This window comes from Bacillus sp. FSL E2-8887 (assembly GCF_038007205.1).
Classification (GTDB): Bacteria; Bacillota; Bacilli; order Bacillales; family Bacillaceae_G; genus Bacillus_A; species Bacillus_A mycoides.
The window spans coordinates 4,941,776-4,965,854 of record NZ_JBBOWS010000001.1 but is presented as its reverse complement, the minus strand read 5'-3'; the positions used below and the strand labels follow the sequence as shown (position 1 = coordinate 4,965,854).

The window sequence follows — 24,079 nt, the reverse complement described above, 5'->3', positions numbered from 1 at the left end:
TTTGTTCAAATTTGCAGAGAAAAGAAGTTTTTTGTGGGTAAATATAGAGGATAATAAAAAAAGGAACGAAATTCGTTCCTTTTTCATTATTATATGTGTAAAAATTTCTCTACTTTTTCGTCTGGTAAAATGTTCCCAACGAAGAATGTACCGAATTCACCGTAACGGGCACTTACTTCATCGAAGCGCATTTCATATATAAGCTTCTTAAATTGAAGAACATCGTCAGCGAATAATGTTACGCCCCACTCGAAATCGTCGAATCCGACTGATCCTGAAATTACTTGGCGTACTTTCCCTGCGTATTGGCGACCGATTTTACTGTGACTGTACATCATTTTTTTACGTTCTTCCATAGGAAGCATGTACCAGTTGTCATCACCTTGGCGACGCTTGTCCATTGGATAGAAGCAAATATGATTTGCTTTTGGTAACTCAGGATATAAGCGAGCTAAGATTTGTGGGTTTTGGTATGGATCTTCATCAGCTGGAAGGTAGTTGCTTAGTTCAACAACAGATACGTAAGAATATGCAGGAACTAAATATTCAGCTAATGTTGTTTTATTTAATTCTGTTTCGATTTCATTTAACTCTTCCATTGTTGGACGTAAGATCATAAGCATAATATCTGCTTTTTGACCAACAACTGTATACATTGCATGACTGCCTTTTTTTGCAGTAGCTACTTCGTTCCATTTTTCAACGACATTTAAAAATTCAGACACTGCTTGTCCGCGTTCGTCACTAGATAATGTTTTCCATGCTGCCCAATCAATAGAACGTAAATCATGTAAACAATACCAGCCATCTAACGTTGTTGTTGCTTCACTCATTCTATTCACCTCAGTTAATGATATTTTACACGTTAACTATAGCATATATAGGATTAAAAACATCTACATAAAGTTTCAGCGCATAAAATTGTCACATTTAAATTTACTTGAAAATAGGAGGAGATAAGGCTTAAAGGGGCTTTATTTCTATGCTGAATTTTATGAAAATATAATCATTTTCATTTTATCTATTTTTTGGGAGCTATAAGTTTAAAATATAGAGGAAAAGCAGTATTCTTAAAGATAGAGTTTTTTAACATATGTAGGAGGGTTTATTCGTGAGCAACTTATTTACAACAGTAAAAGAAAAAGTTCAAGGAAAAGGCATTTCTATCGTACTTCCTGAAGGAACTGATGAAAGAATTTTAGGCGCTGCAGAGCGTTTAGCAAAAGAAGAGTTAGTAAAACCAATCTTAGTTGGTAATAAAGAAGAAATTAGCGCAAAAGCAGCTAGCATGAACTTAACATTAGCAGGCGTTGATATTTATGACCCAGCTACATACGAAGAAATGGATGCAATGGTAGCATCTTTCGTTGAACGCCGTAAAGGTAAAGCAACAGAAGAAGATGCTCGCAAAATCCTTAAAGACGAAAACTACTTCGGTACGATGCTTGTATACATGGGCAAAGCACAAGGTTTAGTAAGTGGTGCAGCTCACTCTACAGCTGATACAGTTCGTCCAGCACTTCAAATTATTAAAACAAAACCAGGCGTTACAAAAACTTCAGGCGTATTCATCATGGTACGTGAAGAAGAGAAGTATGTATTCGCTGATTGCGCAATTAACATTGCACCAAACAGCCAAGATTTAGCTGAAATTGGTATCGAAAGTGCGAAAACTGCTGAACTATTCGGTATTGACCCACGCGTTGCTATGTTAAGCTTCTCTACAAAAGGTTCTGCGAAATCTCCAGAAACAGAAAAAGTTGTAGAAGCAACTCGCATTGCAAAAGAAATGGCTCCTGAATTAACTTTAGATGGAGAATTCCAATTCGATGCTGCATTCGTACCATCTGTAGCTGAGAAGAAAGCTCCAGGTTCTACAATTAAAGGTGATGCTAACGTATTCGTATTCCCAAGCTTAGAAGCTGGTAATATCGGCTACAAAATCGCTCAACGCTTAGGTAACTTCGAAGCAGTAGGACCAATCTTACAAGGTTTAAATATGCCTGTAAATGATCTGTCTCGTGGATGTAACGAAGAAGAAGTGTACAAGTTAGCTTTAATTACAGCAGCTCAAGCACTTTAATTCTATAACGAATTAATATGAAAAAAGACCATCCTATTTCTTTTGAAATGAGGGTGGTCTTTTTGGTTTCTATTTTTCTAAAACAAGTGCCTTATTATTACGGTCAATAATACGTTGTAAATTCGTCTCATATAAAGGAACTTCATCTACTGTTAGCTGAGATGATGTTAACTTTGGAGTGAATTGTTGCAACGTTTTTAAAAGGCGCATCATTAAATCTTGCACTGTAATTGTTTCGCCAAGTAATTCAGATAGTGAAGCCATCGTACTCGGTACAATTTCAGGATACGTAAATCTTGTTTCTTCGCCTTGAATTGCTACGTTGTAAAAATCACGAACGAGTGCGGCACGCTCAGATCCGCTTCCTGTCGCACATAAGTAAATTTGTACAGCAACGCCTCCGCGAATACGACGCTGAGAAATACCAGCAAATTTTTGATCGCGAATGCTCAAATCGTAGCTACCAGGACAATAAGAACCAACAATTTCTTTTGCTTCGATAGTAACATCGTAATCTTTTAACATTTCCTTAATTAAATGCCACATCGTATCGTATCCAAGGTCGATATCGATACCCTTTTCTGTTTCTTGGAATAAAAGTGATACGTTTAAAACACCTTCATCAAGTACGACAGCAAGTCCACCAGAATTACGAACGATAACATTGAAGTCGTTTTCTTTTAAAAAGGAAATACCTTCTTCTAAATGTGGTAGGCGTGAATCTTGAATGCCAAGAACAATTGTATTGTGATGAACCCAAGAGCGCATTGTTGCAGCGGATAGACCATTTCCAATACTTGTGCATAACGTGTCATCCATTGCGAATGACTGAAGTGCATGGAAAGTTGGTCCTAAACTAGACTGATCTACAATACGCCACTCTGGCTGAGATAAAATCGAACGGGAATTGCTCATATAACTAACCCCTTATTTTTAAAATGACAATCTCTATTATAGCAAAAAATGTAGAAAGGGGTTTTCTCATATATAAAGGGAAGTTTAGAGGTGAAAGAATAAAAAGGATGCATTGCATGCATCCTTTTTATTCTGCAATTTTTTCTAAGTTACCGTTTCGATCCATGCGGAAAGATGTTTGTGAGCGTTCCTCATCATCCATTACTGCTAATTTACGAGCACGGTTCATAATATTCATAAGTGTTTCGTAATCCTCTTGTACAGTATGAGATTGTTGTTCTAATTTTTCTAGTTTCTTTTCTAGTTCTTCATTTCGAAGGATTTGCGTTTTAATTTCTTGTTTCAATCTCGTATTCTCGTTTTCAAGAGCTGTTACTTTTATATTTGAAGATCCAACTGTTTGTAAAAAGTAAATAACATCTTGCATTGTTATTGAGCTTTTTGGAGCAGGGACAGTCGGCTTTTGATATGGAGTAGCTTCTGTATATTGAACAGCTGTTTCATACGGTACGTGTTCTTCATAATCAGTTATCGCCGCCGCTGAAGCTGGTGGTGTGTAAAGCAAACGTTTTTTTGTCTGTTCACCGCCCGCAGCACGCATTTTATCTTTACGATGTTTTTTTGCTAGTTGAAGAGCTTGTTCATAGCTATAGCGAACAACAGCATTCCAGCGGAAACCACAAGCAGCAGATGTGCGATTTAACTGATCTCCTACTTCTTCAAAAGCATTTAATTGAGTACTTCCTTCTCGAACATGGCGAAGCACCGTTTCAGCAAGTAATAAATCGTCCTCGTCTGTCCAAGCATCTTGTCTTACTTTCATAGATTCAACTCCCTTTCTTTTTATGAACTTCCTATTTTTATAATGGGCAAAAAAATGAGCTTTTATACAAAGCTTTTAAAAATATGGTAGATTTCAATGAAGAGAAGAAATATGGCTATGAATGATGAAAGCTTTTGAAGGAGAAAATATAAAAAATAGGTAGCTTTATATAGGAATAGAGCTACGCCCGGAGACTTGCAACAAGCTTCAAAGAGCGGTAAAATACCATTTAGTGTTTATTTTTAAATGTACTTGTGAAAAGTTTAAAATAGAGGAAGTGTTATATATAATGGGAAACGAATTTCGTGTGTGTGATGATTGTCAGGCAACGAACGTTAAAACGTTGATTCCGAAGTTAAAAAAAGTAGATTCATGTGCAACGATTGAGGTTGCATGTCAGTCTTACTGTGGCCCTGGTCGTAAAAAATCATTCGCGTTTGTAAATAATCGTCCAGTTGCGGCTCCAACAGAAGATGAATTAATTGTAAAAATTGAAGCAAAATTAAATAAGTAAGAAAAAGAAGAGTGAACAGATTACTCTTCTTTTTTTATGTCCATAAGATAGCGTTTTGTATGAATTCGTATTTCAAAATAATGGTTGACAGTCTTTTGACGTGGTAGGTAGAATAGAAAGTGTCTGATTCTGATAATCATTATCATGAAAAAGGTCAATTCACCTAATTTTTTTATTATTATTTGAGAATAAATTTCATTTTATTAAATATATGTTGTTGGTTAGGATGGTTGAGGGATGGAAGCGAGCGCAAGGAGTATAGAACAGCAAGATGTGAATGTTAAAGAGATTAAGAGCAGACCGCTCGTTGCTTCTATTATTTTAATAGCAGGCACAATTTTGTTAGTTTTAAGTATGGCAGTTTCTATTTCGTTTGGTGCAGCAGATATTAGTTTAAAGACCGTTTGGCAAGCTGTATTTCAGTTTGATGGTTCCATAACGCACCATAACGTAATTCAAGAACTTCGCATGCCTAGAGCAATAGGGGGCGTAGTTGCAGGTGCTTTTTTAGCGGTATCAGGTGCAATTATGCAAGGTATGACACGAAATCCACTTGCATCTCCATCGTTAATGGGGATTACAGATGGTGCTGTATTCGGAATTGCAATTATGTATGCATTCTTCCCTAATTCACCTTATTTAATGTTTGTTATCGCATCTTTTATTGGAGCTGCGTTTGGAGCGAGCATTGTATATGGTATTGGGTCTTCTTCACCAGGTGGATTAACGCCTGTAAAATTAGCTTTAGCAGGTGCAGCAATTAGTGCTTTATTAGGGGCAATTTCATCTGGAATTGCATTGTATTTCAACCTTGCCCAAGAGGTAAGTATGTGGAATGCAGGCGGTGTTGCCGGAGTGAAATGGCAAAGTATTAATATGTTAGTACCGATTGGTCTTGTTTGTCTCATTATAGCAATTATGATGTCGAGATATATCACAATTTTAAGCTTTGGTGAAGAAATTGCGATTGGACTTGGTCAAAATACGACATTAATTAAATTTATCGGAACAGTACTTGTTCTTGTATTAACAGGTTCTGCGGTTTCTATGGCAGGATCAGTTGGATTTGTTGGACTTGTAATTCCGCATATGACTCGTTTCCTTGTAGGCTCAGATTATAGATGGGTTATTCCATGTTCTGCGGTCTTAGGTGGATTGCTAATTGAATGTGCAGATATGTTATCTCGCGTTATTAATCCACCATTTGAAACGCCAATTGGAGCAATTACAGCGCTAATTGGGGTGCCATTCTTCCTCTACTTAGCACGTAATGAAGGGAGAGGAAAGATGTGAGGACGAGCGTCTTAACAAAAAAGAACGTTTCTATTTTAACGATTTTAGTAGGATTAATTGTTGGTGTATTTTTAATAAGTTTAAATACAGGAACATTTAAAATTCCTCCAATAGATGTATTAAAGTCATTGGTTGGATTAGGTGCAGAAGATCAATCTGTTATTTTATTTGAATTTCGTATGCCGCGTATGGTTATTGCTATATTAGTTGGTTCTGCATTAGCTATGTCAGGTGCAATTTTGCAAGGGCTATCACGAAACCCACTTGCTGATCCAGGTATTATAGGTATTAACGCCGGAGCGGGATTAACAGTTGTTGTATTCGTCTACTTTTTCTTTGGAAAAGTTGGAACTGGTACATTTTTATCTGTATTTATCCTTCCATTCTTCGCGCTAGTTGGTGCGATATTAGCAGCGGTTATTATTTATTTACTAGCATGGAAAGACGGTGTTTCATCAACTCGATTAATTCTTGTTGGTATCGCTGTTGCAGCCGGATTTGGTGCGGTTAGTTTAATTTTCTCTATGAAGATGACATCTAACGACTTCCGTTTTGCAACGATTTGGTTGGCAGGAAGTTTATGGGGAACAGATTGGAAGTTCGTACTAAGTGTACTCCCATGGATGATTATTTTCTTACCACTTGCCATTAGTAAAGCGCACATATTAAATGTAATGAATTTAGGCGACTCTACAGCAGTTGGCCTTGGTGTAAACGTAGAAAAGGAAAGACGTAAATTATTATTTATTGCAGTTTGTTTAGCTGGTGCATCTGTTGCGGTGGCGGGAGGCATTGGTTTTATCGGTTTAATGGCTCCGCATTTAGCGAGACGCCTCGTTGGTGGTAAACATCAAATTATGTTACCAACGGCTGCATTAATAGGAACGTTCTTGCTTTTATTTGCAGATGTAATTTCAAGAAGTGTGTTACCAACTTCAGAAATACCGGTCGGTCTTGTTATTTCTGTAATTGGTGCACCATATTTCATATATTTACTTATGAGGACAAAATAAAGGGAGGCTTTTTGTATGGCAACTTTAGCAGTTGATGCGGTATCTGTTGGGTATAATGAAGGGTTAATTATAGATGGATTAACAGTTGAAATTCCGGAAGGACAAATTACAACGATTATTGGACCAAATGGTTGTGGGAAATCCACATTATTAAAAACGGCTTCTCGTATTTTGAAAGCAAAACGAGGTACTGTTTATCTTGATGGAAAAGCAATTGAGAAACAGCCAACGAAAGAAATCGCAAAGAAAATGGCGATTTTACCACAAACTGCAGAAGTGCCAACAGGCCTTACTGTGTTTGAACTTGTTTCATATGGACGTTTTCCTCATCAAAAAGGATTTGGAACATTGAAAGAAGAGGATTATCGCTACATTCATTGGGCACTTGAAGTGACGGGGATGACAGAATTCGCAAATCGTCCAGCAGAAGCTTTATCAGGTGGTCAACGCCAACGTGTATGGATTGCGATGGCTCTTGCACAAGGAACAGATTTACTTGTGTTAGATGAACCAACAACATACTTAGATATGGCTCATCAACTTGAGATATTAAACTTACTGAAGAAGTTAAACAAAGAAGAAGGCAGAACGATTGTTATGGTTATTCACGATTTAAATCATGCTTCTCGTTTCTCTGATCATATGATTGCATTAAAAGCAGGTAAGTTAATGAAACAAGGAACGCCAGATGAAGTTATGACGAGTGAAACACTTCGTAACGTATTTGAGATTGAAGCGCAAATCGTTCCATGTCCAGTAAACTGTAAACCAATTTGTTTAACATACGATTTAGCGATGATTAATAATCAATTGCGTAAAAAAGCATAATTAATAGAATTTCCCCCTCTTAAAGAGGTGAGAGGGGGAGTTCTAATGGACGTTGAGCTTCTTACCCACGGATGGGAAGTTGAACGCCCGTTAGAACGGGTTATAAACAACAATTAATAAAAATATATTAATTAAATGTTGTTTCGTTTCTTATAGTTACATGCAAATTATAAGAGAAATACAGCTAGAAGGAGTCGGAATATGAAGAATTTTAAAATGGCACTATTAGCAATGGTACTAGTTGTTACTTCTGTACTATTTGCAGCTTGTTCTAACAAAGAAGAAGAAAAGAAAGCAGATGCGAAAACTGAAGAGCGCACTGTACAACACGCAAAAGGGGAAATTAAAATTCCTGCAAATCCAAAGAAAATTGCTGACCTTAGTGGTTCAACAGAAGAATTATTAATTTTCGGTATGAAACCGATTATTACTGCAAATACAACACAAGAAAAAATTGATTCACATATTGAGAAGAAATTGAAAGATGTAAAACCGGTTGGTTCTGCGTGGGGCGATAAAATTAACATCGAAGCAGTGGCTGCTGCAAAACCAGATTTAATTATTGTAAACAATCGTCAAGAAAAGATTTATGATCAATTATCTAAAATTGCACCAACAGTTATGTTAAAAACTCCATTAGACCAATGGCGTCCAAAATTCGAAGAAGTAGGTCAAATCTTCGGTAAAGAGAAAGAAACAAAAGAATGGTTCAAAAAGTATGATGAAAAAGCAAGCAAATTACATGACAAAATCGTTGCTAAAACTGGCGATGCAACATTCATGAAAATGGCTGCATATCCAAATGCATTCCGTGTATACGGTGACTACGGTTACGGTAGCGTAATCTTTGGTGATTTAAAATTACCAGCAGTTAAAGGTACACCAACAGATAAACCGTTAGTACAAATACAAAAAGAAGCTTTAATTGATTACAACCCAGATTACTTATTCGTATTTACAACTGGTGACGGTTCTCAGCGTCTAAAAGAATTCCAAGAAGAATCAATTTGGAAAAATATGAACGCTGTTAAAAACAACCATGTATTTACAATCAGTAATGAAGATGTAAACAAAGGATACTTCCCACTAGGTAAAGAAATGATCCTAGACGAAGTTACTGAGTTCATTTTAGGAAAATAATATATAAAGAAAAATCACCTTTGCTTTGGTAAAGGTGATTTTTCTTTATATAACAGGAATTAATATAGTCTTTCATTTCTTTCTGTTTCCTATATCGTTTATAATATATAGTAAGAATGCAGTAAAGAAAGGGGGATGTCGGAAAGTGGTATATTTAAACGACAAACTCAGCGAAACAAAAGTGTTTAAAGACCCAGTACATAAATATGTACACGTGCGTGATCGCGTTATTTGGGATTTAATCGGAACGAAAGAATTTCAACGCTTGCGCCGTATTAAGCAGCTTGGTACGACATTTTTTACATTTCACGGTGCAGAGCATAGTCGCTTTACTCATTCGTTAGGTGTATATGAAATTATTCGTCGTATGATTGATGATGTGTTTGATGGCAGACCGAACTGGAATGCTGAAGATAGATTGTTATGTTTATGTGCGTCATTACTTCATGATGTCGGTCACGGCCCATTTTCTCACTCGTTTGAAAAAGTATTTTCGTTAGATCATGAGAAATTTACGCAAAAGATTATCGTTGGTGATACGGAAATTAATCGTGTGTTAAGCCGTGTGGATAAGGATTTCCCGCAAAAGGTAGCAGATGTAATTGCGAAAACATCTACTAATAAATTAGCGATTAGTATGATTTCGAGCCAAATTGATGCCGATCGTATGGATTATTTATTAAGAGATGCATATTTTACTGGTGTAAAGTATGGGAACTTTGATATGGAACGTATACTGCGTGTCATGCGCCCGTACGGTAATCAAGTTGTCATTAAAAATAGTGGTATGCATGCTGTAGAGCATTATATTATGAGCCGTTATCAAATGTATTGGCAAGTATATTTTCATCCGGTAACACGTAGTGCAGAAGTAATTTTAACGAAGATTTTACACCGAGCTAAATCGTTGCATGAGAAGTATTATGCGTTTAAAAATCATCCTGTTCATTTCTATTCTTTATTTGAAGAAGAAGTAACAGTAGAGGATTATTTAAAGCTAGACGAGAACGTAATGTATTATTACTTCCAAGTATGGCAAGAGGAAGAAGATCCGATTTTAAGTGACTTATGCCGCCGTTTTATGAATCGAAATCTATTTAAATATGTAGAGTTTACAGATAAGCACGGTTTAGATAATTGGATGGAGCTAAGTAGCTTATTTAAAAAGATTGGACTCGATCCAGAGTATTACTTAGTTGTGGATTCAACATCGGATTTACCGTATGACTTTTACCGCGCAGGAGAAGAAGAAGAGCGTCTGCCAATCTTACTTCTTATGCCGAACGGGGAACTTAGAGAGCTTTCGCGTGAATCGGATATTGTTGAGGCGATTACAGGTAAGAAGCGAACGGATCAAAAGCTATTCTATCCGCATGATTTAATCTATGAAGATGGAAGAAAAGGAAAATATAAAGAGAGAATTATCGAGTTGTTAGAAGGAAAGAAATAAGAAGCAGCTAAGAGCTGCTTCTTATGAAAAAACTTGAAATTATTTGTCGCTTAAGCGTTTTCCACCAACTGCATAATGGTTTTTAGACATTTCTTCGATGAAAACAACGATGTTTTCTTCAGGAGCACCAGTTGTTTCGCTTACTGCTGCTGTTACTTTCTCAGCAAGAGCTTTCTTTTGTTCCTCTGTGCGTCCTTCTAGCATTTTCACTGTTACGTATGGCATGTATAATCGCTCCTTTTATGTAAGTTACACTCTTATTATAGCGGATTATGAGGAAGAACAATCGGAAAAACAAATAATTTCTTTTTTTGACATATGGAAGAGGAGATGAGTTATGGATCAGTTATTTAGATACCCATTGCAACAAATTCCATTGGTAGCAATGGCAATTATTATTGCGCTATCTGTGCATGAATTTGCACATGCGTATGTTGCATATAAATTTGGAGACGATACAGCGAAAAAGCAAGGACGTTTAACGTTATCACCGATGGCTCATTTAGATCCTATCGGTATGATTGCTGTACTAATTCTTGGATTCGGTTGGGCAAGACCAGTACCTGTTAATCCGTATAACTTTAAAAGACCGCGTCTTGCGGGAATATTAGTTTCTATTGCGGGACCGATAAGTAATCTTATCTTAAGTGCAATTGGTTTAATTATTTGGTATAGCTTAATAACGTTTGGTGTGTTAGATGCGATGCCACTTGCAGTAGCAGATACGCTGGATCAATTTTTCCAAATTTTTATTATGCTTAATATTGTTTTACTTGTATTTAATTTATTACCAATCCCGCCACTTGATGGTTATCGCGTTGTGGAAGATTTAGCACCAGCAAATATTCGTGCGAAAATGACACAGTATGAAAAGTATGGATCAATTGCGTTATTAATTCTTGTTATTACACCGCTTAGCAATTACACAATTCAACCTATTTTCAATGTTGTTATTCCATATGTATTAGTATTTTTACAAAATATCATTGCGCCTATTTTCAGGCTTTTTTAATCATTAAGCGAGGAGGAGTTTACATATGACAGAGAAAAAGAAAAAAATCGGTTTTAATATCGTGAAAAATGATTCAACAGATGGACATGGTGGTTTTGGCGTTGGGGCATTAAGTTTAGAAAATATTTCTCCTGTATTTGTTGATGTATTAGAGAAAACTGCGTTCGTTGATATCGGTGCGATGCATGCGCGTAGTACAGTAGAAAAAGGAATTAAGTTTTTAACAAATAAAGATGAAGTTCCAAACGGAAAACCGTTTTGGCTTGTTTGGGTAACAATTGAAAGAACACCAAACGGTGCTTATTACGCAGGTGCAACAGCCTGTGAAATGACAGTTGATCGTGAAATTCGCCGCGGATATAAATCACTTCCAGAGCATGTAAATAAAATGGATAAATCCCTAAAGCGTCACATCATGATTGATCATATGGATGAATCATCTAAAAAAGTACTTGGTACATTCTTAAAAGAGCATAATGAAGCAATTTGGAACGAATCTAGTGAAGAATTGCGCCACGCATTATTAGGCGAATAAAAATAGCTGACGGATTTCCGTCAGCTATTTTTTTACCATGGGAGATATTTTTTCCACCAACCCGTCTTTTTCTTCTCTTCACTAACCTTTTCGAACTCTTCCTTATCATCAACGTGATCCATACAATACTCTGTTGGCTCTGTACCTTTTGCGAAATACATTTTCACAGAAATGGGACAATTTTTTGTAGCAATCTTACCGTTTTCAGGATTAACATCGACTGCAACAACATCTGCCGGTTGTTTGAACTCTTGTTTAGGCTGTCCATCTAATCCTTTTTCCATTGTATCGGTCCATATTTTTTTTGCGTATCCTTGTTCTGCTACGTTTGAAATGGATTTAGGTTGATCGTATCCAATCCAAACGCCTGTTACGAGCTGCGGGGTAAATCCAATCATCCAACTATCAGTTTCTGTAGAACCAGACTTTCCAGCATATGTTCTTGATAGTTTTGATAACATCGATTGACCGGTCACAGCGGCATAACTGCTTAGTTTTTTATTAAACATACCTGCCATCATTTCTTCCATCACAAAGGCTTTGCTTTTATCTAGAACTTGTTTACTTTCTAAATGAGCGTCGTATAGCATATTTCCTTCATGATCAACGATGCGCCTTATAAAGATTGGTTTTACTTCTTTCCCGCCGTTTGCAAACATGCTATAAGCATTGACCATTTCAATTGGTTTTACAGGAGATGTGCCGAGAGCAAGAGACGGAACATCTTTTAATGCGCTAGTAATACCGAATTGCTTCGCTGTTTTTGTAAGAATGTCTTCGCCTAAAAATAGATTTGTCTTCACAGCATATACGTTATCAGAAACAGCGAGTGCTTGTGCCATTGTCACAAAGTCGTCTGCATAATAGTTTTTATAATTTTTCGGTTTATATTTGGAAACACCGTCACCTAAAGTGAATACAGTATATTCGCTTTTTAAGCGCGTAGCAGGGGTGAATCCTCGTTCTAAGGCTGCGTAATATAGAAATGGCTTAAATGTAGAGCCGGGCTGACGAGCGGCTTGTGTAGCTCTGTTAAATTGACTCGTATTATAATCAGTTCCACCAACAAGGGCAGCCACTTCACCCGTTTTTGGATTCATAGAGACGAGGGCAGTTTGGATGTTTGTTGTTTCAGGTATATAATTTTTTACAGCTTGCTCTGCTACAGATTGTAATTTAGGGTCTAGCGTTGTATAAATACGTAAGCCACCTCGCTGTAAGGCTTGCTCATCTAATCCGATATCCCGAAGAAGAGAAGCTTGTACAGCATCTTGGAAATAAGGTGCGACCTCTGCAACTTTTTTCGTATCCAATGAAGCAAAAGTAAGAGTTTCCTTTTTTGCTGAGGTAGCTTGCTGTTTTGTAATATAACCTTGTTCTACCATTTCATCTAGTATGAGAGATTGACGCCCTTTAGCACGCTCCTCTTTTAAAAAGGGAGAGTAGAAGCTAGGTCCTTTCGGAATGCCTGCGAGCATACTAGCTTCTGCTAATGTTAATTCTTTTGCAGTTTTATCGAAATACAGGCGAGAAGCAGCTTCGATTCCGTAAGCACCATGCCCGTAATAAATTGTATTTAAATATCCTTCTAAAATATGATTTTTATTATAGTTCACTTCAAGGCGAACGGTATACATTGCCTCTAATAGTTTACGCTTCCACGTTTTATCATGATCTAAGTATAGGTTACGAGCATACTGTTGTGTAATAGTACTAGCACCTTGTACTTTTGCCATTGCTTTTAAATCGGCAACAATGGCACCAACAATGCGCTTTATATCAAACCCATGATGTTTGTAGAATCGTTGATCTTCAATAGATAGTGTTGCCTCTTTTACATAAGGAGAAATTTCATCAAGAGATACATTATAGCGCTTTTGTGTTTCATTACTTTGTCCTATAATAGTGTCATCATTAGCGTAAAAGACACTCGTTTGCGGCACTGCAACAGGGGGAGGCCCCATAATTTTTGCAGCTATAATGATAATAAAAAAGGAAAAAACGAAAAAAAGAACACAAGAAAACATTACGGTGAAGAAAAGACGTTTATATTTTTTAAGTTTTGGATTCATAGTTTGATCCATCTTTTTCAGCCCCTCATTAATACAAGCATTATTGTATTAGTATTGAGGGTTTTCGTTTATTTTAAACAATGAAATTTTGAAAACAAAAAAGCCCCTTCAATTAAGAAAGGAGCTCAAAGGCACGTGCTGGCCAATCGGTAATGATGACATCTACACCATAGTCAATCATAGTTTGTAAATCTTTATATTCATTAATAGTGTAAGGACGAAAAACGTATCCTTGCCCCTGTGCTAATTGGACAAACTCTTTCGTTAATAATTGAAAGTTTGGATGTAATCCAGTCGCCTCGCGCCTTTTTGCTGCAGCAATAGGATCTGCAAGTGGTGTATCGTACAAAATCGCTCTTGGAATTTCTGGAGCAATTTCTGCTAATAATGAAACGGAATCGTGGTTAAATGATGAAAATGCAATTTGATTGGATAGATGATATTCACGAACAAGAGCAACAACTTTTTCTTCAATATTTGGATAATGAAGAACATCTGTTTTTAATTCAATGTTAAGTTGTAAATTTGTTGTAGAGAGCCAAATAAATACTTCTCGTAATGTTGGGATTTTCGCCTCATGGAAAGAAGGATCTTTATGGCTACCAGCATCTAAAGCTTGTAATTCCTCTACAGTTTTCTCAGAAACAAGTCCCACGCCATTTGTTGTGCGGTCCACCGTTTCATCATGAATAACAACTAGTTCACCATCTTTTGATAGATGAACATCAAGTTCAATTCCGTGAGCCCCAATGCGTTCAGCCTCTTGGAAGGCAATCATCGTATTTTCTGGATGTGTTCCTTTTACCCCGCGGTGAGCGAAAATAAGTGGTTTATTCATGTGAAAATCTCCTTATCATCTCTTTTCTTTCATTATGAAACTGCTTTGAGAAAAATACAATTCATATGACAAACATTTACAAAAGTATAACAGTTGCACAAAAGTTAACGTTAACGTAAAATGTAATAATTGGTGAAGGGAGGAATACACATGTATAAAATTGATGAAGTAACAAAGCAAGTTGGTTTAACAAAGCGTACACTTCGTTATTATGAGGAAATTGGTTTAATTCATCCCCCAGAACGCAGTGAAGGGAACATTCGCCTGTATACAGACGAGGACATTGCGAGAATTAAAAGGATTGTGGAAGCGAAAGAAGTACTAGGAATTACGCTTCAAGAAATGCAACATTTCTTATCGTTAAAAGAAAGAATGGAACAAAGAAGAAACAGTGAGAATCCGCGTGACCGTGAAGTGATTCAAGAAATTAAAGAGATGCTTGAAAAACAAGTGCAAACGTTAGACGAAAAAATGGAGCAAATGCAGCGTGTTAAGGCAGAGCTAGAGGATAGTTTAAGCCGTGCAGTTACATTTTTAGAGAATACAAAAGGAGAGTAATCAAAATGGAGAGCAAACAAAAATTAGGGAGATTGATTACAGTGGTGGCTACCTTCCTTGCCTTTTCAGGTATAGGAGTAGTCGACCCAATTTTACCAAGTATTGCTGAACAAATTGGTGCTTCGCATTGGCAAGTCGAGATGTTATTTACAGCATATATTTTAACGATGGCAATTATGATGTTACCAGCTGGAATATTTGCATCAAGATTTGGTGATAAACGAATGATGACGATCGGTCTTGCGATTGTAACTGTATTTGCATTTATATGTGGTATATCGCAAACGATTGCTCAATTATCTCTTTTCCGCGCGGGGTGGGGATTAGGAAATGCGATGTTCTTCGCAACGGCGATGACATTATTAATTGCATTAAGTAAAGAAGTTCATGAAGCAGTAGGATTATATGAAGCAGCTATCGGTTTAGGGATGGCAGGTGGACCTTTATTAGGCGGTATATTAGGTGGACATTCTTGGCGTTACCCATTTTTTGCGACGAGTATTTTAATTTCTTTAGCATTTATTTTAGTTTTCTTTTTTGTAAAAGAACCGGAGCGAAAAGTGAAGCGTAAAGCGGCAGGCGTAGGAGAATTACTTAACCTGGTGAAGTATAAACCGTTTATGCAAGGTGCTATTTCGGGGATGTTATATTACTACGGATTTTTCGTCGTGTTAGCATATTCACCACTTATTATGCATTTATCTGCTATTCAATTAGGATTTGTATTTTGCGGATGGGGATTAGCATTAGCTTACGGATCAGCAATTTTAGCGCATAAGCTAGAAGGTAAATATGAACCAAAAACATTGTTAAAAGGTAGTTTACTCGTATTTGCGATTTTCTTAATTGCACTATTCTTCGTTAAAATTATGTGGTTACAAATCGTGTTAATTGTTCTATCAGGATTAGCATCAGGCTTAAATAACGCGTTATTTACAAGTTATGTAATGGATATTTCACCTTATGAAAGATCTGTTACATCAGGTGTTTATAACTTCGTTCGTTGGTTAGGAGGCGCGATTGCTCCAATTTTATCAGGAGTCATCGGTCATACAGTTTCACCACAAAGTCCGTTTTTAGTCGGTGGAATTGTTGTGTTAGTTGGTTGCGTAATGATCTTAATTCCGATTCGTAAACCGGTAGAAATAGAGACAAAAACCCTTTCTTAAGAAAGGGTTTTCTTTCCTATTACAGAGCAATCCCTTTTCACATATATGTTAGAACCCTCTGACTAAAATATATTTTCGGTATTTTTGTACTTTTAACTATACTTTTTGGATGTTTTGTTTTATTTTTGTTAGGGGACATTAATGATGTCCCTATTATAAATTTGCATTGAAAGGCGTGATTGTACGATGGAACTATGGTTCACTGAAAAACAAACAAAGCATTTTGGAATTACGGCGCGTATTAACCGCACATTACATACGGAGCAAACAGAATTCCAAAAACTTGATATGGTTGAAACGGAAGAGTTCGGAAACATGCTTATTTTAGATGGCATGGTTATGACAACAGAAAAGGACGAGTTCGTTTATCATGAAATGGTAGCGCACGTACCTTTATTTACACATCCAAACCCTGAAAACGTATTAGTAGTAGGTGGTGGCGATGGTGGTGTTATTCGTGAAGTATTAAAACACCCAAGCGTAAAGAAAGCAACTCTTGTTGAAATTGATGGGAAAGTAATTGAGTACTCTAAACAATACTTACCATCAATTGCAGGCGCATTAGATGATGAGCGTGTAGAAGTAAAAGTAGGAGACGGTTTCCTACACATCGCAGAAAGCGAAAATGAATATGACGTAATTATGGTAGATTCTACTGAGCCAGTAGGCCCAGCAGTAAACCTATTTACAAAAGGCTTCTACGCTGGAATTTCTAAAGCGTTAAAAGAAGATGGTATTTTCGTTGCTCAAACGGACAACCCTTGGTTTACACCAGAACTAATTACAACTGTGTTTAAAGACGTAAAAGAGATTTTCCCAATTACTCGTCTATACACAGCAAACATTCCGACGTATCCAAGTGGACTTTGGACGTTCACAATCGGATCTAAAAAACATGATCCATTAGAAGTAAGTGAAGAGCGTTTCCATGAAATCGAAACGAAATATTACACAAAAGAATTACACAATGCAGCATTCGCATTACCGAAATTTGTTGGCGATTTAATTAAGTAAGAGCGTTAAATTGAAATAAATAAAGTGTAAGTAACTCATTTAAGGTGTTTGTCTAGAAGGCTTGAACATGCTAGTTACTTACACTGCTACAAATGAAGTAGTCTTCTTGTGATAACAAGAAGGCCCAGGTAAATCGAGAAAGAGGAGCAATGCGCTCCAAATTTGAGAAATAGTGAAAGGTTGGGATACCTTAAGTTCCACATAAGGAGGAAAAGAATATGCGTTTTGATGAAGCTTATTCAGGTAAAGTATTTATTAAAAGTCATCCAAGTTTTGAAGAGTCAGAGGCAGTTATTTACGGGATGCCTATGGATTGGACAGTAAGTTTCCGTCCAGGATCTCGCTTTGGCCCTGCACGTATTCGTGAAGTATCAATCGGTCTTGAAGAATATAGTCCGTATTTAGATCGTGAACTAGAAGAGGTAAAATATTTTGATGCGGGTGATATCCCATTACCATTTGGGAATCCACAGCGCAGCATAGACATGATTGAAGAATATGTAACAAAACTATTAGATGCCGGTAAGTTTCCACTAGGTCTCGGCGGAGAGCACTTAGTGTCTTGGCCAATTTTTAAGGCAATGGCAAAAAAATATCCGGATTTAGCAATCATCCATATGGATGCTCATACTGATTTACGTGAGTCATATGAAGGAGAGCCTTTATCCCACTCTACACCAATTCGTAAAGTGTGCGATTTAATTGGTCCGGAAAACGTATATTCTTTCGGTATTCGTTCTGGAATGAAGGAAGAATTCGAATGGGCAAAAGAAGTAGGTATGAACTTATATAAATTTGACGTATTAGAACCGTTAAAGGAAGTATTACCGAAACTTGCAGGACGCCCAGTCTATGTCACAATTGACATCGACGTATTAGACCCAGCTCACGCTCCTGGAACAGGAACATTAGAAGCTGGAGGTATCACATCTAAAGAACTATTAGAGTCCATCGTAGCAATTGCAAATTCAAATATAAAAGTAGTCGGAGCAGACTTAGTAGAAGTAGCTCCAGTCTACGATCATAGTGATCAAACACCAATCGCAGCAAGCAAATTCGTGCGGGAAATGCTGCTCGGTTGGGTTAAATAAAAGCGTAGGCAGCTCGCTCAGAATCGCAGGTCATTGGAACGCTCGACCGAGAAGCGCTTTTGGCTTCGAACGAGAGTGTGAAATGGCCGGAGATTCTAGCTGCTGTAGCTGGATAAAATAAAAGCGCAAGCCACCGATCATTCTAGCCGCTGTAGCTGGATAAAGTAAAAGTGAAGCCGACTCAAAAAGTGTTTTGAGCCGGCTTCTTTTATTAATAGGTAGGTTATTATTGTCTTATTTAGTAGTTAAGTCGATATATGCGGAGTTGTGTTCAATATAATTTCACTTACCGTCACGCGACATAAAAAAGAGCTATTCTCAAACGATGAGAATAGCTCCCTTTCTTTACGCAACTTTCTCTTCCGAAGTAATTCCGCGAATTTCATCAGCAGAACGGATTGGATATTTGCGGAACACAATGGAACCGACGTATCCAACAATAGTGGTAACGATTCCACATAATACGGCAGCAATCGTTACTTTTATTACATCATTAAATCCGAACAGTACGAGAAGTCCTGGAATTGGTGATGCTGTCCCTGGTGCATTATTAACGAGCTGGAACAGCGACGTAATAATACCGGCAAGCGCACCGCCAACAAAGTTTGTCATATAGATAGGAATTGGATTTGCTGAGACAACATCGGCCTGTGTTAACGGCTCGATTGCCACGGCGATTGTATCTTTCTTTGAACAGATTTTTAGTCGTTTAAAGAAAATGAAGTTCATTGGGGCAGAAGCTGCTACGGCAAGACTACCAATTGCCATTGGTAAACCAGTTAATCCAAGCATTGCAGTTAGTGCCATAGAACTTAATGGAGATGTAGAAATAACTGTTATTAATCCACCAAGCATAATACCCATAATGATAGGACTTTCTGTAGTTGCAACTGAAATCATAGAACCGATTTTACCGAGTGTTGCGTTAACGAGTGGATCCATAAGCATGGCCATTCCACGTGAAATTGGTGCGGCAATACATAGGATTGCTAAAAATTCTACACCAGCTGGTAATTTCTTTTCGAGAAATTTCACGACGAAAGCACAAACGTATCCAGCGAAAAATCCTGGTAAAATACCGAATCCACTAGTAGCTATACCGATTAAAACAGCGTATACGGGTGAAACACCGATTGCTAATGCGACTAAAATTGCCGCTGCGACACCGCTCATACTACCAGAAGCTTCTCCTACTGATTGTAAAAAGTCATTATGAAACATTTCTCCACCAATATAACGGTGAAATGCTTCAATAAGAAAACTTGCGATTGCTGCATTAGCTAAAGCGCCCATTGCTTTCATTCCGTAAGGCGCACGGTAACTGAAAAGTGTAAATAGACAAAGTACAACAAGTAATAGTGCTAAACCTTGCAAGATAGCCATTTGAAAACTGTCTCCTTTGATTTTTGTAATAAAAATTTGTATCATTCAATAATAATATAAAAGTTTGTTAAACGGAAAAATTTTTTATTGGGAAATTGCTGTAAGGTGAAAAACTCTTACAATAATGTAAGGAAAGTGTAAGGCATTTCGATAGAGTATAGTATGCCTTTTTTCGTATAATACAGGTATAGACATACGGTTAGTGAGAAAGCAGTGCAAACAGGAGGCGCATTTATGAAATTGGTAATTAAAGTTTTAGCTGTGTTCGCCATTATTTTAGGTGGAACAGCATATTATTTAAACACGAAAACAGAAGGTGTGCATGCTTTTGTAGACAACTTCTTTTCAAATAAAGAAATACAAGATTATTATGCTGTTATAGATAAAAGTGAGAAAAAAGACGATGAATATTTGTATACATTTAAAGGGTATACAGAAGATGGAAAGTTACAAGTTATTAAAAGAATGGTGAACCGTGAATTGCATACGGGTGCTTTTATAAAAATTTATGCAAAAGGTATGCAGGGAAAAGGATGGGCTGAAATCTCGAAAGAATCAATCCCGCAAAAAGCGTTGCAAAAAATAGAAAAACCATAAAAGGAGCGAATCGTTCGCTCCTTTTTTAGTGCGTTAAAATGGTGATAGCTGAACTTTCTTTATTAGAAATGATTTTTGCCCTTCCGCCAATTGGGAAAGTAAAGATTGGAGTTGTATGTCCGAAACTGGCATTCGCAATAATAGGGATATGAGCAAGTTCAGGCTTTGAAGCAATCATTTCTTGAATGTCCTCTATCATACATTCTGCTCCTTTTTGCATTCGTCCTATAAGAATGCCTTTTACATGTTCAAAGTCAGGTTGCTGCATAAGAGAATGTAAATATCGATCAAAAGTTTTTAGGGTAGATTTTCCTGTTAAACTATCCTCTTCAAGAAATAAAATTTTGCCCTGTAAGCTTGGCATATATGGTGTACCTTGCAGTAAATTAAATGTGCTCATATTGCCACCAATAATATCTCCCATCGCTTCCCCTTCTTGAATTGAAACATATCCTTCATTTTTAATAAATTCTCGATTTTCTTGATCCATATACCAAGAGTCATCGCTCCAAGTTTCAGCTGGTAGTATTTCAATAGGTTCATGAGAAGTTAAGCACTTTAAAAAGTAATCGGTCGTATAATCGAGCCCTTTCTCCATTCCAAATGAAGAGAAGTGAGGACCTGAATATGTAACTAAGCCTGTTTTAGCATAAATCGCGTTACTTAAAGCGGTAATATCAGAATAACCGCAGAAAATTTTCGGATTTTCTCGAATTAAATCATAATCGAGATGTTTCAATAAACCATTAGAGTTGTATCCGCCAAGTGTCGTCAAAATAGCTTTTACATTAGGATCTCTAAATGCTTCGTGGAGGTCTTGAACTCGTGAAGAAATAGAAGAGGAAGCGAATCGATCTATCTCATCAGCATATTTTGAGAATGTAACTTGAAAGCCTATGTCGGTTAATCTTTTTATAGCAAGGTCTCTGTTTTCATTTGAGACAATACTTAAACTACAAGATGGTGAAATAACCCTTATTTCATCACCTTTTTTTAATTTTGTTGGTAGCACCAAATTCACCCCTTTAAATGAAAGAATATTTAGATTTAAAAAATATTTTAACATATGAAATAAAGTGAAGGTGAATTATTTTTTGAAAAGGAGTTTTCCTGATTTTTCAGCAGACAGACAGAGTCTTTTTTTGATATGATAGGAAAAGTGATTTATTATAAGTAGTATTTAATATCTATAACATTTGAAGGGTGTGCAAGACGTGAAGAAACAACTTGCAGGCTTGCCGGTACACGTTCATTTCGTAACAGAAATCCGTGAAGGGGCGAGGAAGGAAACCGTTGCTTTTGAAGCAAATGGTCAATACTATGTAAAAGGTCAAGGTACATATATAACATTCCAAGAGCCGAACGAACAAGGCGAAGTGAAAACAATTATTAAAATTCAAGATGAACAAGTTCTCATTATGCGTTCAGGTGCTATTTCTATGCGTCAGACGCATGTGAAAGGTGAATGGACAACTGGTACGTATACGAGTGAACTTGGTACGTTTGCATTGCAAACGAAAACTGATAACGTTCTTTTTAAATGGTCGGATGAAAAGAAAAAAGGACAACTCTTCTTAACGTACGCATTGCTTCTAAGTGAACAAGAAGCTGGCAGATATACAATTACACTTAATTTGAAGGAGGCAAAATAATGAATTCTTTAGAACAAGTAAAAGGATTGATTAAAGAAGAAATTCAAGCTGCTGTATTAAAGGCAGAACTAGCGACAGAAGAACAAATTCCAAACGTTGTATTAGAATCTCCAAAAGATAAAACAAATGGTGACTTCTCTACAAATATGGCAATGCAACTTGCACGCGTTGCGAAAAAAGCACCTCGTATGATTGCAGAAGACTTAGTTGCAAACTTCGATAAAGCAAAAGCTTCTATTGAAAAAATTGAAATCGCTGGTCCTGGTTTCATTAACTTCTACATGGATAATAGCTACTTAACAGACTTAATCCCAACAATCGTCAACGCTGGTGAAGCATACGGTGAAACGAATACTGGTAAAGGTGAAAAAGTACAAATTGAGTTCGTATCTGCGAATCCAACAGGTGATCTTCACTTAGGACATGCACGTGGTGCGGCAGTAGGTGACACTTTATGTAACGTATTAGCAAAAGCAGGATATGATGTATCTCGTGAGTACTACATTAATGATGCTGGTAACCAAATTCATAACTTAGCTCTTTCTGTTGAAGCTCGTTACATGCAAGCTTTAGGTTTAGAGAAAGAAATGCCAGAAGACGGTTACCATGGTGCGGACATCATTGGAATCGGTAAACGCTTAGCTGAAGAGTTTGGCGATCGTTATGCAAAAGCTGATGCAGAAGAAAGCTATGAATTCTATCGTTCATACGGTTTAAAATATGAGTTAGCAAAACTTCAAAAAGATTTAGCAAGCTTCCGTGTTAACTTCGATGTGTGGTTCTCAGAAACATCATTATACAAAAACGGAAAAATTGATCAGGCTCTTGCTGTATTAAAAGAGCGTGACGAAATCTTTGAAGAAGGCGGAGCAACTTGGTTCCGTTCAATGACTTACGGTGACGACAAAAACCGTGTATTAATTAAAAATGACGGTTCTTACACATACTTAACGCCAGATATCGCTTATCACCGTGATAAATTAGAGCGTGGTTTCGATAAGCTAATCAACATTTGGGGTGCTGACCACCACGGTTACATTCCTCGTATGAAAGCTGCTATTCAAGCACTAGGTTACGATAAAGAAACACTTGAAGTAGAAATCATCCAAATGGTACAACTGTACCAAAATGGTGAAAAAATGAAAATGAGTAAGCGTACAGGTAAAGCAGTTACACTTCGTGAGCTTATGGAAGAAGTAGGCGTGGACGCAATGCGATACTTCTTCGCAATGCGTAGCGGTGATTCTCATTTAGACTTCGATATGGACTTAGCTGTATCAAAATCTAATGAAAACCCAGTATACTATGCACAATATGCACATGCTCGTGTATGCAGTATCCTTCGTCAAGGTGAAGAGTTAGGATTAGCTATAGGCGGAGATGTAAATTACAAACTTGTTACTTCTGAGAAAGAAGTAGAGTTACTGAAAAAACTTGGTGAATTCCCGGCTGTAGTTGCGGATGCAGCGCAAAAACGTTTGCCACACCGCATTACAAGCTATGCATTTGAATTAGCTGCAGCATTACACAGCTTCTACAATGCAGAAAAAGTATTAAACCAAGATAACTTAGAATTAAGTAAAGCTCGTTACGAATTAATGAAAGCAGTACGCACGACACTTCAAAATGCATTAGCAATCGTAGGAGTATCTGCACCAGAAAAAATGTAATAAAGAAAAGATGTCTATTTTTGTTTAGAATTGATATACAAGTTGATATATAAACTTCTGATCAGTCTATAGACTGATCAGAAGTCAAAGAAAGAAGAGCACCGAAAAGTCGTGTGGCTTGATAAGGGGAAGTTGAAACAGAAAAAGAGATGGCAAAGCTATCTCTTTTTCTGTGCCAATTTTCTAATCTAAATACATGTGACAAATATATGTTATGGTGATGGAGTGAAAATAGTAAAATACCAATTAACTATTGATTTTTAGGAACGATTCTAGAATAATAGACTGTTGGGGGTAAGATTATCAAAAATCCATATATGTATTATTAGTTGGTGGAATGTTACTAGAAAATGGTGTGATTATTGTAAAAAACATTGTTACAGCTATGCCAAATACTAAAAGAACAATTCATCTAACCAAGTATTTAAA

General features: G+C 36.9%; 24 protein-coding genes. 16 read left to right on the top strand and 8 right to left on the bottom strand.

Annotated elements, in window-relative coordinates; genetic code table 11:
• Positions 1-89 precede the first annotated feature (89 nt).
• Complete coding sequence (gene hemQ / locus NSQ08_RS25620) at positions 90-833, bottom strand: hydrogen peroxide-dependent heme synthase (protein WP_001287592.1); 744 nt, start codon at positions 831-833, stop codon at positions 90-92.
• Between the two features lie 278 nt (positions 834-1,111).
• Between hemQ and pta the strand changes: the two genes are divergently transcribed.
• Positions 1,112-2,083 carry a phosphate acetyltransferase gene (gene pta, locus NSQ08_RS25615; protein WP_000067219.1) on the top strand — a complete coding sequence of 324 codons (972 nt, stop codon included), beginning with the start codon at positions 1,112-1,114 and terminating at the stop codon, positions 2,081-2,083.
• Between the two features lie 69 nt (positions 2,084-2,152).
• Here the strand turns inward: pta and NSQ08_RS25610 are convergent, their stop codons facing one another.
• Positions 2,153-2,998 (bottom strand): lipoate--protein ligase family protein, encoded by an 846-nt coding sequence (locus NSQ08_RS25610; RefSeq protein ID WP_340779687.1) that lies wholly within the window; start codon positions 2,996-2,998, stop codon positions 2,153-2,155.
• 127 nt (positions 2,999-3,125) lie between these two features.
• Positions 3,126-3,821 carry an RsfA family transcriptional regulator gene (locus NSQ08_RS25605; protein ID WP_002016365.1) on the bottom strand — a complete coding sequence of 232 codons (696 nt, stop codon included), beginning with the start codon at positions 3,819-3,821 and terminating at the stop codon, positions 3,126-3,128.
• 289 nt (positions 3,822-4,110) lie between these two features.
• On the opposite strand from NSQ08_RS25605, the gene NSQ08_RS25600 reads away from it, so the two are divergent.
• The 6 genes from NSQ08_RS25600 to NSQ08_RS25575 all read left to right on the top strand — a co-directional run bounded on the left by NSQ08_RS25600 (position 4,111) and on the right by NSQ08_RS25575 (position 10,059).
• Positions 4,111-4,335: a DUF1450 domain-containing protein gene (locus tag NSQ08_RS25600; protein WP_000526075.1), complete on the top strand. Its 225-nt coding sequence runs from the start codon at positions 4,111-4,113 to the stop codon at positions 4,333-4,335.
• A 237-nt stretch (positions 4,336-4,572) separates the two neighbouring features.
• Positions 4,573-5,628 (top strand): FecCD family ABC transporter permease, encoded by a 1,056-nt coding sequence (locus NSQ08_RS25595; protein ID WP_340779684.1) that lies wholly within the window; start codon positions 4,573-4,575, stop codon positions 5,626-5,628.
• Positions 5,625-6,641, top strand: a complete 1,017-nt coding sequence (locus NSQ08_RS25590; protein WP_060750525.1) for a FecCD family ABC transporter permease — start codon at positions 5,625-5,627, stop codon at positions 6,639-6,641. Before NSQ08_RS25595 ends, NSQ08_RS25590 begins: the two co-directional genes overlap by 4 nt.
• A 15-nt stretch (positions 6,642-6,656) precedes the next feature.
• Positions 6,657-7,469, top strand: coding sequence for an ABC transporter ATP-binding protein (locus NSQ08_RS25585; RefSeq protein WP_002034935.1), 813 nt, complete (start codon positions 6,657-6,659; stop codon positions 7,467-7,469).
• Positions 7,470-7,670: 201 nt separating this feature from the next.
• Complete coding sequence (locus NSQ08_RS25580) at positions 7,671-8,609, top strand: ABC transporter substrate-binding protein (protein WP_002138981.1); 939 nt, start codon at positions 7,671-7,673, stop codon at positions 8,607-8,609.
• Between the two features lie 145 nt (positions 8,610-8,754).
• Positions 8,755-10,059 (top strand): HD domain-containing protein, encoded by a 1,305-nt coding sequence (locus NSQ08_RS25575; RefSeq protein WP_002130105.1) that lies wholly within the window; start codon positions 8,755-8,757, stop codon positions 10,057-10,059.
• Between the two features lie 39 nt (positions 10,060-10,098).
• Here the strand turns inward: NSQ08_RS25575 and NSQ08_RS25570 are convergent, their stop codons facing one another.
• Entirely contained in the window at positions 10,099-10,284 is a 186-nt protein-coding gene (locus NSQ08_RS25570) for a 2-hydroxymuconate tautomerase (RefSeq protein WP_001147171.1), read from the bottom strand.
• Between the two features lie 112 nt (positions 10,285-10,396).
• Here NSQ08_RS25570 and NSQ08_RS25565 point away from each other — a divergent pair, with 112 nt between their 5' ends.
• On the top strand, positions 10,397-11,071 hold the full coding sequence (locus NSQ08_RS25565) for a site-2 protease family protein (protein ID WP_002016358.1): 675 nt from the start codon (positions 10,397-10,399) through the stop codon (positions 11,069-11,071).
• Between the two features lie 25 nt (positions 11,072-11,096).
• Positions 11,097-11,606 carry a YwhD family protein gene (locus NSQ08_RS25560; protein ID WP_002016357.1) on the top strand — a complete coding sequence of 170 codons (510 nt, stop codon included), beginning with the start codon at positions 11,097-11,099 and terminating at the stop codon, positions 11,604-11,606.
• 32 nt (positions 11,607-11,638) lie between these two features.
• Here NSQ08_RS25560 and NSQ08_RS25555 read toward each other — a convergent pair whose 3' ends face one another.
• Together NSQ08_RS25555 and NSQ08_RS25550 are read right to left on the bottom strand one after the other, a co-directional pair.
• Positions 11,639-13,690, bottom strand: a complete 2,052-nt coding sequence (locus NSQ08_RS25555; RefSeq protein ID WP_340779678.1) for a transglycosylase domain-containing protein — start codon at positions 13,688-13,690, stop codon at positions 11,639-11,641.
• A 100-nt stretch (positions 13,691-13,790) separates the two neighbouring features.
• On the bottom strand, positions 13,791-14,516 hold the full coding sequence (locus NSQ08_RS25550) for a glycerophosphodiester phosphodiesterase (RefSeq protein WP_340779676.1): 726 nt from the start codon (positions 14,514-14,516) through the stop codon (positions 13,791-13,793).
• A 150-nt stretch (positions 14,517-14,666) separates the two neighbouring features.
• Here NSQ08_RS25550 and NSQ08_RS25545 point away from each other — a divergent pair, with 150 nt between their 5' ends.
• The 4 genes from NSQ08_RS25545 to speB all read left to right on the top strand — a co-directional run bounded on the left by NSQ08_RS25545 (position 14,667) and on the right by speB (position 18,348).
• Positions 14,667-15,074 carry a MerR family transcriptional regulator gene (locus tag NSQ08_RS25545; protein WP_002016353.1) on the top strand — a complete coding sequence of 136 codons (408 nt, stop codon included), beginning with the start codon at positions 14,667-14,669 and terminating at the stop codon, positions 15,072-15,074.
• Between the two features lie 5 nt (positions 15,075-15,079).
• Positions 15,080-16,243 carry an MFS transporter gene (locus NSQ08_RS25540; protein ID WP_002016352.1) on the top strand — a complete coding sequence of 388 codons (1,164 nt, stop codon included), beginning with the start codon at positions 15,080-15,082 and terminating at the stop codon, positions 16,241-16,243.
• Between the two features lie 186 nt (positions 16,244-16,429).
• Complete coding sequence (gene speE, locus NSQ08_RS25535) at positions 16,430-17,257, top strand: polyamine aminopropyltransferase (protein ID WP_000424693.1); 828 nt, start codon at positions 16,430-16,432, stop codon at positions 17,255-17,257.
• Between the two features lie 218 nt (positions 17,258-17,475).
• The gene (gene speB / locus NSQ08_RS25530) at positions 17,476-18,348 is read left to right on the top strand and encodes an agmatinase (protein WP_002016350.1); all 873 of its coding nucleotides are present in this window, start codon (positions 17,476-17,478) and stop codon (positions 18,346-18,348) included.
• 345 nt (positions 18,349-18,693) lie between these two features.
• Here the strand turns inward: speB and NSQ08_RS25525 are convergent, their stop codons facing one another.
• Positions 18,694-19,731, bottom strand: a complete 1,038-nt coding sequence (locus NSQ08_RS25525; protein WP_002068536.1) for a PTS sugar transporter subunit IIC — start codon at positions 19,729-19,731, stop codon at positions 18,694-18,696.
• A gap of 234 nt (positions 19,732-19,965) precedes the next feature.
• On the opposite strand from NSQ08_RS25525, the gene NSQ08_RS25520 reads away from it, so the two are divergent.
• Complete coding sequence (locus NSQ08_RS25520) at positions 19,966-20,328, top strand: YxeA family protein (RefSeq protein WP_002130097.1); 363 nt, start codon at positions 19,966-19,968, stop codon at positions 20,326-20,328.
• A gap of 25 nt (positions 20,329-20,353) precedes the next feature.
• On the opposite strand, the gene NSQ08_RS25515 is transcribed toward NSQ08_RS25520, so the two are convergent.
• Positions 20,354-21,394, bottom strand: a complete 1,041-nt coding sequence (locus tag NSQ08_RS25515; RefSeq protein ID WP_080683308.1) for a S66 family peptidase — start codon at positions 21,392-21,394, stop codon at positions 20,354-20,356.
• A gap of 148 nt (positions 21,395-21,542) precedes the next feature.
• Here NSQ08_RS25515 and NSQ08_RS25510 point away from each other — a divergent pair, with 148 nt between their 5' ends.
• Both NSQ08_RS25510 and argS read left to right on the top strand, forming a co-directional pair.
• Entirely contained in the window at positions 21,543-21,980 is a 438-nt protein-coding gene (locus NSQ08_RS25510; protein WP_002089794.1) for a DUF1934 domain-containing protein, read from the top strand.
• Positions 21,980-23,650, top strand: a complete 1,671-nt coding sequence (gene argS, locus NSQ08_RS25505; protein ID WP_002034868.1) for an arginine--tRNA ligase — start codon at positions 21,980-21,982, stop codon at positions 23,648-23,650. The genes NSQ08_RS25510 and argS overlap by 1 nt, the downstream gene beginning before the upstream one ends.
• Positions 23,651-24,079 lie beyond the last annotated feature (429 nt).

What these genes read in the sequence shown, in the direction of transcription:
- hemQ (WP_001287592.1), bottom strand. Translation starts at nt 833, where the DNA reads ATGAGTGAAGCAACAACAACGTTAGATGGCTGGTATTGTTTACATGAT.
- NSQ08_RS25610 (WP_340779687.1), bottom strand. Translation starts at nt 2,998, where the DNA reads ATGAGCAATTCCCGTTCGATTTTATCTCAGCCAGAGTGGCGTATTGTA.
- NSQ08_RS25605 (WP_002016365.1), bottom strand. Translation starts at nt 3,821, where the DNA reads ATGAAAGTAAGACAAGATGCTTGGACAGACGAGGACGATTTATTACTT.
- NSQ08_RS25600 (WP_000526075.1), top strand. Translation starts at nt 4,111, where the DNA reads ATGGGAAACGAATTTCGTGTGTGTGATGATTGTCAGGCAACGAACGTT.
- NSQ08_RS25595 (WP_340779684.1), top strand. Translation starts at nt 4,573, where the DNA reads ATGGAAGCGAGCGCAAGGAGTATAGAACAGCAAGATGTGAATGTTAAA.
- NSQ08_RS25585 (WP_002034935.1), top strand. Translation starts at nt 6,657, where the DNA reads ATGGCAACTTTAGCAGTTGATGCGGTATCTGTTGGGTATAATGAAGGG.
- NSQ08_RS25580 (WP_002138981.1), top strand. Translation starts at nt 7,671, where the DNA reads ATGAAGAATTTTAAAATGGCACTATTAGCAATGGTACTAGTTGTTACT.
- NSQ08_RS25570 (WP_001147171.1), bottom strand. Translation starts at nt 10,284, where the DNA reads ATGCCATACGTAACAGTGAAAATGCTAGAAGGACGCACAGAGGAACAA.
- NSQ08_RS25565 (WP_002016358.1), top strand. Translation starts at nt 10,397, where the DNA reads ATGGATCAGTTATTTAGATACCCATTGCAACAAATTCCATTGGTAGCA.
- NSQ08_RS25560 (WP_002016357.1), top strand. Translation starts at nt 11,097, where the DNA reads ATGACAGAGAAAAAGAAAAAAATCGGTTTTAATATCGTGAAAAATGAT.
- NSQ08_RS25555 (WP_340779678.1), bottom strand. Translation starts at nt 13,690, where the DNA reads ATGGATCAAACTATGAATCCAAAACTTAAAAAATATAAACGTCTTTTC.
- NSQ08_RS25550 (WP_340779676.1), bottom strand. Translation starts at nt 14,516, where the DNA reads ATGAATAAACCACTTATTTTCGCTCACCGCGGGGTAAAAGGAACACAT.
- NSQ08_RS25545 (WP_002016353.1), top strand. Translation starts at nt 14,667, where the DNA reads ATGTATAAAATTGATGAAGTAACAAAGCAAGTTGGTTTAACAAAGCGT.
- NSQ08_RS25540 (WP_002016352.1), top strand. Translation starts at nt 15,080, where the DNA reads ATGGAGAGCAAACAAAAATTAGGGAGATTGATTACAGTGGTGGCTACC.
- speE (WP_000424693.1), top strand. Translation starts at nt 16,430, where the DNA reads ATGGAACTATGGTTCACTGAAAAACAAACAAAGCATTTTGGAATTACG.
- speB (WP_002016350.1), top strand. Translation starts at nt 17,476, where the DNA reads ATGCGTTTTGATGAAGCTTATTCAGGTAAAGTATTTATTAAAAGTCAT.
- NSQ08_RS25525 (WP_002068536.1), bottom strand. Translation starts at nt 19,731, where the DNA reads ATGGCTATCTTGCAAGGTTTAGCACTATTACTTGTTGTACTTTGTCTA.
- NSQ08_RS25520 (WP_002130097.1), top strand. Translation starts at nt 19,966, where the DNA reads ATGAAATTGGTAATTAAAGTTTTAGCTGTGTTCGCCATTATTTTAGGT.
- NSQ08_RS25515 (WP_080683308.1), bottom strand. Translation starts at nt 21,394, where the DNA reads ATGTTAAAATATTTTTTAAATCTAAATATTCTTTCATTTAAAGGGGTG.
- argS (WP_002034868.1), top strand. Translation starts at nt 21,980, where the DNA reads ATGAATTCTTTAGAACAAGTAAAAGGATTGATTAAAGAAGAAATTCAA.